General features: G+C 65.1%; 11 protein-coding genes. 5 read left to right on the top strand and 6 right to left on the bottom strand.

Annotated features, from left to right (window positions below; genetic code table 11):
* Positions 1-310: 310 nt before the first annotated feature.
* Complete coding sequence (locus ACO07K_RS00430; RefSeq protein ID WP_422033966.1) at positions 311-922, bottom strand: hypothetical protein; 612 nt, start codon at positions 920-922, stop codon at positions 311-313.
* A gap of 18 nt (positions 923-940) precedes the next feature.
* Positions 941-1,441: a hypothetical protein gene (locus tag ACO07K_RS00425; protein ID WP_422033965.1), complete on the bottom strand. Its 501-nt coding sequence runs from the start codon at positions 1,439-1,441 to the stop codon at positions 941-943.
* 577 nt (positions 1,442-2,018) lie between these two features.
* Here ACO07K_RS00425 and ACO07K_RS00420 point away from each other — a divergent pair.
* On the top strand, positions 2,019-3,275 hold the full coding sequence (locus ACO07K_RS00420) for an amidohydrolase (protein ID WP_422033964.1): 1,257 nt from the start codon (positions 2,019-2,021) through the stop codon (positions 3,273-3,275).
* A gap of 149 nt (positions 3,276-3,424) precedes the next feature.
* Here the strand turns inward: ACO07K_RS00420 and ACO07K_RS00415 are convergent, their stop codons facing one another.
* Genes ACO07K_RS00415 through ACO07K_RS00405 form a run of 3 tightly spaced genes read right to left on the bottom strand, consistent with a single transcriptional unit; the run spans position 3,425 to position 5,312 of the window.
* Complete coding sequence (locus ACO07K_RS00415; protein WP_298311541.1) at positions 3,425-3,895, bottom strand: MaoC family dehydratase; 471 nt, start codon at positions 3,893-3,895, stop codon at positions 3,425-3,427.
* Between the two features lie 14 nt (positions 3,896-3,909).
* Complete coding sequence (locus ACO07K_RS00410; RefSeq protein WP_422033963.1) at positions 3,910-4,572, bottom strand: aspartate/glutamate racemase family protein; 663 nt, start codon at positions 4,570-4,572, stop codon at positions 3,910-3,912.
* Positions 4,573-4,601: 29 nt separating this feature from the next.
* Positions 4,602-5,312, bottom strand: coding sequence for a substrate-binding domain-containing protein (locus ACO07K_RS00405; RefSeq protein WP_422033962.1), 711 nt, complete (start codon positions 5,310-5,312; stop codon positions 4,602-4,604).
* 51 nt (positions 5,313-5,363) lie between these two features.
* Between ACO07K_RS00405 and ACO07K_RS00400 the strand changes: the two genes are divergently transcribed.
* On the top strand, positions 5,364-6,620 hold the full coding sequence (locus ACO07K_RS00400) for an iron-containing alcohol dehydrogenase (protein WP_422033961.1): 1,257 nt from the start codon (positions 5,364-5,366) through the stop codon (positions 6,618-6,620).
* Positions 6,621-6,858: 238 nt separating this feature from the next.
* On the opposite strand, the gene ACO07K_RS00395 is transcribed toward ACO07K_RS00400, so the two are convergent.
* Positions 6,859-7,851 (bottom strand): ABC transporter substrate-binding protein, encoded by a 993-nt coding sequence (locus tag ACO07K_RS00395; RefSeq protein ID WP_422033960.1) that lies wholly within the window; start codon positions 7,849-7,851, stop codon positions 6,859-6,861.
* 256 nt (positions 7,852-8,107) lie between these two features.
* Here ACO07K_RS00395 and ACO07K_RS00390 point away from each other — a divergent pair, with 256 nt between their 5' ends.
* From ACO07K_RS00390 to ACO07K_RS00380, 3 genes are read left to right on the top strand one after another with little or no spacing between them, the layout of a single operon-like run.
* The gene (locus ACO07K_RS00390; RefSeq protein WP_422033959.1) at positions 8,108-8,590 is read left to right on the top strand and encodes a (2Fe-2S)-binding protein; all 483 of its coding nucleotides are present in this window, start codon (positions 8,108-8,110) and stop codon (positions 8,588-8,590) included.
* Positions 8,587-11,958 (top strand): molybdopterin cofactor-binding domain-containing protein, encoded by a 3,372-nt coding sequence (locus ACO07K_RS00385; RefSeq protein ID WP_422033958.1) that lies wholly within the window; start codon positions 8,587-8,589, stop codon positions 11,956-11,958. The genes ACO07K_RS00390 and ACO07K_RS00385 overlap by 4 nt, the downstream gene beginning before the upstream one ends.
* Positions 11,955-12,632 carry a GntR family transcriptional regulator gene (locus tag ACO07K_RS00380; protein ID WP_422033957.1) on the top strand — a complete coding sequence of 226 codons (678 nt, stop codon included), beginning with the start codon at positions 11,955-11,957 and terminating at the stop codon, positions 12,630-12,632. The genes ACO07K_RS00385 and ACO07K_RS00380 overlap by 4 nt, the downstream gene beginning before the upstream one ends.

Here is a 12,632-nt window from a genome sequence, read left to right as displayed (position 1 = left end):
AAACTGGCACAAGCGTAGCTCTTGGAACGCCTGATTTTCCTGCCTTTTACTGCCGACTAGGGCCAATCCCGCCCTGTCCGCCAGTGGCCTCCCAAGGCCAGTAGATCAAGGAACTTCAGGCTTTCTCGACACTCTTTTCGATGAGCGTGCCGAGGAATACCGGGAGGTGCTCAGGGAACGTCCAAGCTAGTCGACATAGTCCTTTACGAGCATCGCCAAGGAACTGAACAAGCGGGGAGATTGAGGCCTGAGGGGCGATTTTTGGTATCCCGCGAGCGTTGCGCACCCGCAAGCCCGTCTGCGCGGTACCTCAGTCGAGTAGCTTGCGGGCCTCGGCTAACAGGTCCCGTACTTGGCTAATGAGGGGTTCAGCGGCGAGAAGTGCCCGATCATACCGGACTGTCTGTTTGGGCTGTGCTCGGTTTGTTACCTCCTGCAGTACTTCTCCGAGGTGTTCCTCAAGCATGAATTTCAGGTCTCCGATCCAGAACGACCATTCTCTAGACATATCGTCAAATCTAGGAAACTCATCGGCCTGCCGCTGGAGCTGCTGAACAATCTTCACCACTCGACTCGTAGCCTCTTCTGTTCCAACGGCTTCCTTGCCTGGCCGCTCTAGGCCGCTCTCGAGAAACATCAGATAGCGTTCCAGATTCTCCAGCCTCCCCACGAGCGCGTGGACCGAAACTAATAACTGCTCTCTTCGCTCTCTTCTCTGAACATAGACCGCACCCATTACCGCTAACGCAGCGCCAAGCCCTGCACCTACGGCACCTCCGAGAAAATTCGCGAGGGCATCGCTCATTGGCATCCAGGTGAACACCAGCGCGACGCCTATGCCGATTGTTGCCCCGAAGAAGATGAGGGCGGCCATCAAGAGCAAGCCCGGCACACCCTCTAGGGGCTTTCGAATATCGATCACCTAGTGCCCCTCCAGTGCCTACAACGAAGCTGACGGGCGATAGACGATCACATTCATGCCGGTGGCTTCATCGAGGCAGAGCGACGACATCTCCACCGCTCCACCATTGGGAGAAGCCCAGGTCGCAGTCCCCTTCTTAACGAGAGGCGCATCGCCGTACTTCGCCGCCATTAGTCGGAAAACCTCCTTCGAGATTGCGCGACAAGGGTTCTTATTGGGCTCTCTCAAGGAATCAAAGCTTACAACGATCTGCACGACCCTTGGCGTGGCGCCCTTGAACTGCACGGAGACTTGCGCGGGAAAGGCCGAGACCGTAACCGGATACTGGATGCAGCCAACCACGTCTTTGAAATCACAAGAGACATAACTGAGCCCGGTCTTCACCTTGGTCGCTTCCTCGATAGTCATGCCGAACCTGTAGCCATCGTAGCCATCGATCTTCGGCACCTGCGCCAAAACGCCCCCTAGCGGAGCGATCAGGGCCGCCCCGCAAAGAATGACTCCAGTAATACGGGCCACCGTCCCTCCTCCCCGCGAATGACCTACGCTAGCACAACCGCGCCGTGCTCAGACAGAAGAACGGGGCCACCCACAATCCGCAGACGGCCGTTGTATTTCTCCAGCGAGGCCTCTACCCACATCGTGGGCCTCCACCGAGCGCAATCACAGGACACCACCCAGCGGTCCCACATGAACCCGCCGCCGCTTTCATTCCTGAGGAGCGTCGGGCCGCGCCCTTCATGATATCGACGAACAGCTCAGCGCCCCTAAGGTTCAAATATACAATCTCTCGCATCTGCATCTCCGCTTCCATTTGCTCGATCACGGCGCGATTAAACGACCAAATGGCTGGCACAAACTGACACAAGCGCTGTTCTTGAAAAGACCGATTTCACTGTCGTTTCCCGCCAACTTGAGGCAATCCCGCCCTGTCCACCAGCAAGGCTACGAACCTTTCTTCCCGGCCCATGGGCCTTGGTGAACAGGCCCGACCCGTGCCCGGTTCTCGCAGAACGACGACCATCTGCCGTGCCGGGTCGGCTTGAAAGATGGTAAGCCCTTGCGCCCCCGCCCCGTCGCGCAGGACACTCACGGCATGAATGACATCACCCCCGAGAACGAACTTTCCGAGCGCATTTCCGCGGCGGCCCTCGAGATCGAGGACAAGGTCATCGCGTGGCGGCGCGACATTCACGAGCACCCGGAGCTTTCCTATCAGGAGACGCGCACCGCCGCGCTCGCCGCCGCGCACCTGGAGAAGCTCGGCTACGAGGTGAAGACAGGCGTCGGGCTCACCGGCGTCGTGGGCGTGCTGAAGGGCGGCAAGCCCGGCGGCGTCGTGGCGCTGCGGGCCGACATGGATGCGCTGCCCGTCGAGGAGAAGGTCGACCTGCCCTTTGCCTCCAGGGCCACGGCGCAGTATCTCGGGCAGACCGTTCCGGTCATGCATGCCTGCGGCCACGATTGCCACGTCGCCATCCTGATGGGGGTGGCCGAGATCCTGGCCGGCATGAAGGATGAGATCCCGGGCACGGTGAAGCTGATCTTCCAGCCCAACGAGGAAGGCTCCAACGACGGCCGTCCGAGCGGCGCCCAGGCGATGATCGCCGACGGCTGCCTGCAGAATCCGGCACCGTCCGCCGTGTTCGGCCTGCACGTCACCTCGGGCATCCGCTCAGGCGTCATCGCGCTCCGTCCGGGCGGGCTGATGGCGAGCGCCGATCGCCTCAAGATCGACGTCGAGGGCCGCCAGACGCACGCCTCGCAGCCGTGGCGCGGCATCGATCCGGTCGTCACCTCGGCGCAGATCATCCTGGCCTTGCAGACCATCGTCAGCCGTCAGCTCGATCCCACCCTCACGCCGGCGGTGGTCTCGGTCTCGACCATCCATGGCGGCGTGCGCAACAACATCCTGCCCGATTCGGTCGCCATGGAAGGCACCATCCGCACCCACGATGAGGGCGTGCGCGCCGAGATCTGGAAGCGCATCGACAAGACCGCCACCGCCATCGCCGATGCCGCGGGCGCCAAGGCCACCGTCACGGTCTTCGAGGGCGTGCCGGTGACCTACAACGATCCGCCGCTCACCGACTGGGGCACCACCAGCCTGAAGAACGGTCTCGACACCCAGCGCGTCACCGAGGTGCGCCCGGTGATGGGCGCCGAGGATTTCTCGTATCTCGCCCAGGTCGTGCCGGGCATGTTCTTTTTCCTGGGTATCGTGCCACCGGACGACGACCCGCTGCAGTCGCCGGCCAACCATTCGCCGCTCTTCCGCGTCCACGAGCCCGCCCTCAAGTACGGCGTGCGCGCGCTCAGCTATCTCGCGATCGACTATCTGAAACGGAAGTAGCGCCGAATCGAGTCGGGCATCCCAACACCGACCTCACCCTGAGGAGCGAACGCAGTGAGCGTCTCGAAGGGTGGGCACGAACACCGCGTCTGTTGCCCATCCTCGAGACGCCGCGCTTCGCACGGCTCCTCAGGATGAGGTGAAAGACTCTACGTCTTCGCGTAGGCGATGCTCATGGTCTCGGCGACGCAGGCCGGACGCTCCTGGCCCTCGATCTCGACGGTCCATTGGTAGGTCATGCGAATGCCGCCGTTTGGCATGTCGTCGGCGGCCAGCAGCTTCTGGCGGCCGCGGATGCGCGCGCCCACCTGCACGGGGCTGGTGTAGCGTACCTTGTTCGAGCCGTAGTTGATGCCGTTCCGCATATTGTCGATCTTCAGCACATCGCGGGCGAAGGTGGAGATCACGGAAAAGGTGAGATTGCCGTGCGCGATGGTCTTGCCATCCGGCATGTCGGTCTTGCAGCGCTCGACATCGACATGGATCCACTGATGGTCGCCGCTGGCCTCGGCGAACAGGTTGATGCGTTCCTGCGTCATGACCAGCCAGTCGCTGACTCCCAGCTCCTGACCGACCAGCGCCTTCATCGCCTGCGGGCTCTCGACGATTCGCTTTGCCATGAATTCCTCCTTTATTAGCCGCCGATGGCGGCCCGGATACGGTCGACCGCGGCGTCGGGCGCGGTGAGCACGGGTGTCGCGACCGCGGCGGTGACGGAAGCCAGCGCCCGCGATGTCGAGAAGTGCGCGAGCATGATGGCGTCGCAGTGCGCGAGCTCGGGCGCCCGCGCGGCGATCAGCGCGTTGTGCCGGTCGGCGTCGCCCTTGCGGAGCGCGTCCATGGCCCCCTCGACGACGATCGTCTCGAGCGTTGCCTGCGCGCCTGCCTCGGCGACGAACTGCTCGAACTCCTCCGTCATGGTCAGCACCGACGGCGCGAAGGTCGCGAGCATCCCGATCCGCCGTCCCCGGCCGATCGCCTCCCGGAACATCGCCTCGTTGGGCTTCAGCACGGGCACCGGCAGTTCCCGGGCCATGCGCTCGATCGCCGGCCCGAACGCCGAGCAGGTGACGAGGATCGCCTCGGCCCCGATGCGGTGCGCATAACCGCCGAGCTCGACGAAGCGCTCGAACATGCGCGGCGTCAGCTCGTGGTCCTTGGCGCGATCGATCGACAGCGAGGAGTCGAGCAGGTCGACGGCCTCGGCCTCGGGCCATCGCGTGGCGAACGCGCGCTGGATGGGTTCGATGGCGACGGGCGTGCCATGCAGGAGGACGATTCGGGGCTTCTTCGACATGCGGCCGGTCCTTCGAAAGGAGAGCGTTTTCAGGACTGCGCGAGGCGGGATACCAGGCCACCATCGCCATAGGCCTTCGCAGCAGAGGGCGAGGCGAGCAGCGCCATCCACGCGGCGGCACCCTCGGGGTTCGCCGCATCGGCAAAGATGGCGGCATCGAAGGTCGAGACGGTCTGGACCTCCGGCGGAAACGGACCGGCGACGGCGACGCCGGGCACCGACATCAGTTCGCTCACCTGCTGGATCGCAATGTCGGCCTCGCCGCTCGCGACCTTCTCGCCGGTGAAGCCCATCGGGATCGCGACGGCGCGCGCGTTGACCTCCGCGGCAATCCCCAGCCGCTCGACCAGCCCGGTGAAGTAGATGCCGCTCGCACCGGCCCGCGAGTAGGCTACCGCCCTCGCAGCCACCAGCGTGCGCTTGAACGCCTCGACCGTCGAGACGTCGGGCTTTGGCGCGCCCTCGCGGACGCCGACGCCCAGGATCGAATCGGCGAGACAGACGCGGGTCTCGGGACGCACGATGCGTTCGGCGCAGAGCTTGTCCATGGCGCCGTTGATGGCGATGACGACGTCGGCGCGCTGCCCTTCGGCGATCGACTTCATGATGGCGGTGGTCGGGCGCCAGTCGATTTCCAGGCGATAAGACGAGGCGGCCTCGAAGGCCGGTTTCAGCCAGCGATTGACGGCCACCTCGAGGGCGAGACCGCTCATGACGGCGACGGACGACGGCAATGCCACTGGACTTCACTCCTCGCACAACGGACATCGGCACTATAGCGGGCTGCAGCCATGGCCGACGGCAAAATGTGCTATCGGTTTACAAAGATCCCGAAAACAGGAGGAAATCGAGTGAGCTTTCGTGCCTCGGGTTATAGCTGGCGTTTGCACTGCGGATCGAACGTCCTTGAGAACCATCTCAATGAAGTCGTTGCTCGCGCCGGCGCCAAGCGCGCCTTCGTCGTCTGCTCGCCGTCCATCAACGGGCGAACCGACATCGTTCGCCGCCTTGAAAAGACTCTGGGGCCGGCCTTCGCCGGCGTCTTCGATCAGATCGAAAAAGACTGCCCCTATCCCAACGTCTGCGCCGCGAGGGATGCCGCTCGCGAGGCCAAGGCCGATCTCCTCATCGCCGTCGGGGGCGGAAGTGTGCTGGTCGCCACGCGGGCCGTCGCCATCTTCCTCGGAGAGGATCGCGATCCCTTCGAGCTCATGACGCAGTACCCGGCCGACAAGCCGGCCTACAGCCCGCGCCTGGCCGCGCCGAAGATGCCCATCGTCAACATCCCGACCACTCCCACCAGCGCGATGAATCGCGCTGGAACGGGACTGAAGAATGCCGATCTTGATCATCGAATGGAGTACTTCGACCCCAAGACCCGGCCGCAGGCAATCCTGCTGGATTACGATGTCCTGATGACGACACCCTCTTCCTCCCATCGCTCAACCGCCACCACGGTCTTCTCCAGTCTTGTCGGATCCATCGCCGCGCCCGAATCCAATCCACTGGTCGAAGGCGATCGCCTTCAGGCGTTCCGTCTCGCCTTTCGCGCCTATTCGGCCCTCGCGCAGGATCGCGACGATGCAGCCTCGCGTGCCGATCTCTGCATCGCGGCGTTCCTTCAGAACCGGGCCGAGGACGATGGGGTCCGCATGGGCGCCAGTTCTTCCTTTGGCGGAGACTACGCCGTTTCGACCGCCTTGCACGTCCAGTTCCCGCATGTCGGCCAGGGCGAGTCGATCTCCACCATCCACGCCACCAAGATCCGGTTGTCACAGGATGACGACGCAGCCGCCGCGCAGGTCGTCGCCGACGCCCTCGGCCTCGGTCGCAGCAACAGGCCGACCCGGCTGGTCATCGCCGATGAGCTGGAACGACTGTACCGCTGCGTGGGAATGCCGATTCGTCTCAGCGAACTGAACATCCCGCGATCGGCGCTTCCCCTCATCGCGGGGCAGACGGTCAAGAACTTCAATGCCAACGCAGGCGTCCGATCCGATGCTGAGCGCATTGCCGCGGCGCAGCAGCTGCTGGAAGCCGCGTACTGAACGGGCTGGCCGCGACGATCCGATCATGAATTCGGCCGTCCGTTCCGGCCCCCCATGAGACAGTGAAGGAAGTGTTCCTCCAGCGAGGTCGAGACGGCTATTCGATCCCCGACCCTTTCCAGCATGGCCGCGAAGCTCGCGACGTTGAGCGTCGTGTCCTGAACGGCGCAGGTAGTCTAGGAATCGCCCCCCAAAAGGGGGCATTCCGTCGATGACTGCCGCTTTGCGCCGACGTCGCCTATCCCTTGGGCAGGAAATCGTTTGTGTAGACGTCGCTCGCCTTCACGTCTGTCTTGAATTCGAAGGCCTGCTTCATGAACTTGAGGGTTCCCTCCCAGTCTTCGGCCGCCATGTAGCCAAAAGGCTTGCCCGCGGTCGCCTTGGTGTGAAGATAGGGCGGCGTGCGCTTGAGTTGCTCGAGCAGCAGATCCTTGTCCGCGCCGGGCCGCGCCGCGACGAGGGCCTCCACCGCAACCCCGGGGTTCTTCAACGCCTCGTCGAACGATTTTGTCGTGGCCGCGAGGAAGCCTTTCAGGAGCTGGGCCTTCTCGGTTGCCGTCTTCTTGTGCAAGAAGATGCCGCCGCCCAACATGTTCACACCGTAGTCGGCATACTTGATGGGGGGCTCGATCGGCTTCTGGCGGGCGATGCGCAACGCATCGGTGAATTCCCAGCCGATCATGAAGTCGATCTTGCCGGCGAGCAGCGAGGTGTGCACCACGGCATGGCTGAGCTGGATCTTCTTCACCTTGGATTCGTCGATACCGGCCGCCGCGGCGAAAGCGGGGAAGAGCTTGGTCGAGTAGTCATCGGGATTGTAGCCCCAGGTCTTGCCCTCGATGTCCTTGGGCTTTGTGATGCCCGAACCCTGCAGCGAGATGATGCCATCGGGCATAGTCTGGATCATGCCGCCGATGGCCACCAGCTGGCGGCCCTGAGATACACCGAGCGACATGGTGGCGAGGCTGGCGATCCCGATCGTGTCGGCGCCTTCAGAGACCGCAGTGAGGGTCGACAGGCTGCCCTTGCCGTCGAAGATCTGCAGATCGACGCCAGCATCCTTGTAGTAGCCCTTGGCCACGCCATAGAAATACGGCGCGTGATAGCCCGATGGCGTCCAGTCGAGTCGCAGCGTCGCGGGCTGTGCCTGAGCCCTCGCACCACCCGCCCCGAGGCCCGCGGCCGCAACGAGGCTTCCGCCCAGCATCGTCCGTCTCTTCATCGTCGTCATATCGGTTCTCCGCTGTTCCCTGCTTGACTTGACTCTTCACGCCGGCATTTCGCCGCGCCGCCAGCTGCAATGGACGAGGCGCGCACAGAGCCCATCGCGATCGAAGCGGGCCGGCGTGTGCCGACCCACGTCGCGTGAAAGCGAACTGTTCCGATCCCATGATCCAAACCCGCGCCAACAGTTGGCATGGATTTGGAATGCAATTGGTATACCACGCCCGAACCGGGCACGGATGAGTTGAGGGAATGCAGGAATCGTGGCTGGTTTGAAGGTGAATGGGCGGGCGCATGAAATTTCCGCGCCCCCGGGCATGACCCTCCTTGCCGTTCTACGCGGCACTTTGAACCTAAAAGGAGCAAAGGAAGCCTGCGGCCGCGGCGAGTGCGGCTCCTGCACGGTGCTCATCGACGGCGTGCCGGTCATGGCTTGCCTGACCCTGGCCGCCCGCGTGCGCGGCGAGGTGACGACCGTCGAAGGCCTGACCGAGGAGTTCGAGGATCTGCGCGAGGCCTTCGCCGATTTGGGCGGGTTCCAGTGCGGCTTCTGCACCTCGGGCCAGCTCGTTCGCGCTGCCGCTCTTCTGCGCGCCGGCCTGCCTGCGACGCGGGCAGAAGCAGAACGCGTCATCCGCTACGAGATGTCGGGCAATATCTGTCGCTGCACGGGCTACAACGGCATTGTCGATGCCATCTGGGCCACCGCGGAGAAGCGTCGCGGCCGCCAAATGGTCGACGCGTGAGCGCCCCGGTCAGCCGCTCCCCCGTCCTGGGCCGCAGCATCAGGCCGCTCGACTGGGAAAAATTCACCTCGGGCCGCTTCACCTATATCGGCGACCTCGCGCCCGAAGGACTGCTGATCGGTCGCATCTTGCGTTCCACGCACGCCCATGCGCGCATCGTCTCGATCGATACGAGCCGGGCGCAGGGCATGCCGGGCGTCCACGCAATCATCACCGCTCGGGATTTCCCCGAGGGTGCGCGCTACATCCATGATGGAGCCGCCGACCGCACGCCATTCGCCGTCGATGTCGTGCGCTTCGTGGGGCAGGAAATCGCCGCGGTCGCGGCGGAGACGGCCGAGCAGGCCCAGGCCGCGCTGGACCGCATCGAGGTCGTGTACGCTCCGCTGCCGGCCGCCTTCACGATCGACACGGCGACAGAGGAGAACGCGCCCGTCCTGCACGAGCGACCAACCGGCATCGCCAACATTGCCTACAAACTGGTCCGCCGCTGGGGCGACATGGCGAAGGCCAAGGCCGTCGCGACGAACAGCGTGCGCGGCAGCTACTGGTTTCCGCCGCAAACCCATGTCTGCATGGAAACCAACGCGACCGTCGCCCTGTGGAAGGACGATGGCACGCTTCACCTGTGGACGGGCACGCAGGCACCGTTCTTCGTCGCCAAGGAAATGGCGCAGCTTCTGAATCTCGACCAGTCCCAGGTCATCCTGCACGAGGTCGGGATCGGCGGCGCGTTCGGCGCAAAGTCGCGCATCGCCGAGCATGAAGCCATCACCGCAGTCCTGGCGCGCGAGGCGAAGCGGCCGGTGCGTATCGCCCTCACGCGCGCGGAGGAATTCGCCATGACCAAGACACGGCATGGCTGGCGGACCGAGCTCACGCTGCATGCAGACGACGAGGGGCTGGTGCGGGCGATCGACAGCACGATCAAGGTCGACAACGGCGCCTATGTTCATTCGGGCTGGAGCGTGATGTCGTCCGGTCCCAAAGCGTTCGGCACGCTCTATCGTACCGAGGCGCTGGCGGTCGACGCGCAGTTGATCGACACCAGCAAGCAGCCTGGCGGTCAGTTCCGCGGGTATGGCACCACGCAGGCCGTCTATGCCCTGGAATCGCTGCTCGACGATCTCGCCGGGAAGCTTGGCATCGACCCGATCGATCTCAGGCTTCGCAATGCCAACCGGCCCTTCACTGAGACCCTTCAGGGCGCGCGCCTCCAGACCGCGCGCCTGGCAGAGTGCCTGGAAGCGGTGCGCTCGGCGCTGGATTGGGACACGAAGAAGAAGCAGCGCCGGCCCGGCCGCGGCCTCGGCATCGCCACGGGCTTCCATTCGTCCGGGACCTACGCTTTCCCGGGTTCCAACCGCAACGACAGCATCATCGATCTCGATACCGACGGCGGCGCCCTGATCCGCTTCGGCGGCGCCGACACCGGCACCGGGCAGCGCACCATCCTGACCCAGATCGTGGCGCACAATCTCGGCCTGCCACTCGGGAAGATCCGCATCATCTCGATCGACAGCGACCAGACGCCCTACGATCTCGGGGCCTGGGGCTCGCGCGGCACCTACTATACCGGCCACGCGGTCCTCAAGGCGTGCCGGACCATCATCGAGCGGCTGTCGACCGTCGCGGCGCGCGACCTCGGCAACCTGCCGATCCGCTTCGAGGACGGACACGCCGTCTCCGACGCCGGTCGGGTGCCCATTGCCCGACTGGTCGCGCAGCATCCGGACACCGTCGACGGCATCCTCAGCACCGAGGTTTCCTATATCGACGAGGCCTCTGAGCTCCTCGACGAGAACGGGCGTGGCAATTTCTCGGGCACCTACAGCTTTGCCGCGCACGGGGCGGAGGTCGAGGTCGACCTCAAGACCGGCAAGCTGCGGATCGTCGACTTTGCCGCGGCCCACGATATCGGCACGGCGCTGAACCCCGTGATGGTGCACGGTCAGATCGCCGGCGGCGTCCAGATGGGCGGCGGCGCGGCCTTCGGCGAAGAGATGATCCACGAGCAGGGTCGCGCTGTGAATCCGGCGCTGATCAACTATGCGATGGCGCGCGCCGGCGACTTACCGCGGATCCGCACGATGCTGCTCGAAGGCGGCGATCCCGTGGGACCGCACGGCGCCAAGGGCATCGGCGAACTGTGCAACACGCCCCCTGCCCCAGCCATCGCCAACGCCGTCTACGACGCAACCGGCGTGCGCGTGCGCGAGCTGCCGATCACGCCCGACAAGATCATGGACGGGCTCGCCGAAAGGGAAGGCCGACGGCGGGACCACAAACTGTGGCGGCGTCCGACCCGCTGGTGGATCGCGTTCATTCGATGGCTCTATCCGCGCGGGCTGCTCAAGTTGCTGCACGCCCATCGCCTGCGCCAAGCAGCGGCGCAGCGCCCTCCCTCGATCGACCGCATCGACATGCCCGAAAGCGTGGACGCCGTCGTGGCGTCCCTCAAGACCGGCGGCGTCCCGCTGGCGGGCGGCACGGACATCCTGCCCGGCCGCCAGCAGGGACTGGGCAGTGGCGGCCACTTCGCCTCACTGCTCGACGTACCGGAAATGAGGGGCGTGCGAACCGATGCCGACGGCTCACTCGTGCTCGGCGCCGCGACGACACTGGCCGAGGTCGCACGCGCGACGGCCGGCGTGCCGCTCCTGTCGGAAACGATCGCCACGATCGCCTCCAGCCAGATCCGCGCCATGGCAACCGTCGGCGGCAACCTGCTGCAAGGCAAACGCTGCTGGTTCTATCGCAATGGCTTCAATTGCTACAAGCGCGCCGGCCTGAGCGCCCCGTGCTACGCCATCTCCGGCGATCACCGCTTCTATCACGCGGCGATCGGCGGCCATCGCTGCCAGGCGGTAACGCCTTCGGATCTCGCGACGGCGCTGGGCGCCCTCGACGCCGAGGCCGTGATCGCCGGCCGCTTCGGACGGCGGACGGTACCCATCCTCGCCCTCTATTCCGGACCGGGCGAAACGGTATTGGGGCACGAGGACGTGCTGGTCGAGATCCGGCTTCCCGCCGCGGCGCTCGGCCGTTGCGCCCGCTTCGAGAAGCTCGGCCTCTGGGAAGGCGACTTCGCGGTCGCCTCCTGCGCCCTGTCCTATCTCGACAAAGGCGACGGGCGCTGGCGCGACGTCAGGATCGTGCTCGGCGCCCTCGCACCGACACCCTGGCGCGCCACGCAAGCCGAGCGGGCGCTCGAAGGCACGCGCCCGACACTCTCCGAGCTACGCCGCCATCTCGACCGGCAACTCGATCGCACGGCCCACCCGCTGGCGCGCAATGCCTGGAAACTCGATGCCGCCGCCGGACTCGCCGAGAACGCGGCGGAACGCCTGCTGGAGAAGACCGCATGAACAAGGCCTTGGCCCCCCTCGGCCCCCTGGAAGACATTGGCATCGAACCCAGCCTGAGCGATCTGGCCTATGAGCGCCTGCTCGACCTGATGCTGTCGGGCGAGCTGCCGGGTGGCACGCCGCTGCAGGAGCGCAAGCTCGCGCTCCGCCTCAACATCTCGCGCACCCCGATGCGCGAAGCGTTGACGCGGCTGGAGAGCAAGGGCCTCGTCGAGCGTCACCTCAACCGTTACCTGATCGTGCGCCGCCTGAGCCTGCGTGAGTTCGTCGAGGTGCTGAACGTTCGCAAGCTGCTCGAATCGGAGGCAGCCGCCTTGGCCGCGCTGCGCGTGCCGCTGACGGAGATCGCCGCCGCCCGTCAGCAGATCGCCGACATCCAGGCCGCCCCCCAGACACCGAACGCCAGGGGATGGGCCGTCGACGAGGCCCTGCACGCCATGATCGGCGATCATTGCGGCAACCAGATTCTGGCCGAGACGGCGCTCGAACTCAGGCAGCGCACGCACATGTTCGAGACGCGCAGCGTTCCCGGCCGCCTGCACGATAGTTGCGCCGAACATCTGGCGTTGTTGCAGGCACTCGAGAACCGCGACGCCGGGGCAGCCCGGCGGCTGATGGCGGAGCACATCGAGAACGTGAAGACGAGCACCATCGAGAAGCTGACGGGCGTATAG

The sequence above is a fragment of the Reyranella sp. genome (genome assembly GCF_965228225.1).
GTDB lineage: Bacteria > Pseudomonadota > Alphaproteobacteria > Reyranellales > Reyranellaceae > Reyranella.
This window is presented reverse-complemented; position numbering and strand designations above follow the sequence as displayed.

Coding starts and splice junctions, on each gene's coding strand:
- ACO07K_RS00420 (WP_422033964.1), top strand. CDS start 2,019: ATGAATGACATCACCCCCGAGAACGAACTTTCCGAGCGCATTTCCGCG.
- ACO07K_RS00415 (WP_298311541.1), bottom strand. CDS start 3,895: ATGGCAAAGCGAATCGTCGAGAGCCCGCAGGCGATGAAGGCGCTGGTC.
- ACO07K_RS00410 (WP_422033963.1), bottom strand. CDS start 4,572: ATGTCGAAGAAGCCCCGAATCGTCCTCCTGCATGGCACGCCCGTCGCC.
- ACO07K_RS00400 (WP_422033961.1), top strand. CDS start 5,364: ATGGCCGACGGCAAAATGTGCTATCGGTTTACAAAGATCCCGAAAACA.
- ACO07K_RS00395 (WP_422033960.1), bottom strand. CDS start 7,851: ATGACGACGATGAAGAGACGGACGATGCTGGGCGGAAGCCTCGTTGCG.
- ACO07K_RS00380 (WP_422033957.1), top strand. CDS start 11,955: ATGAACAAGGCCTTGGCCCCCCTCGGCCCCCTGGAAGACATTGGCATC.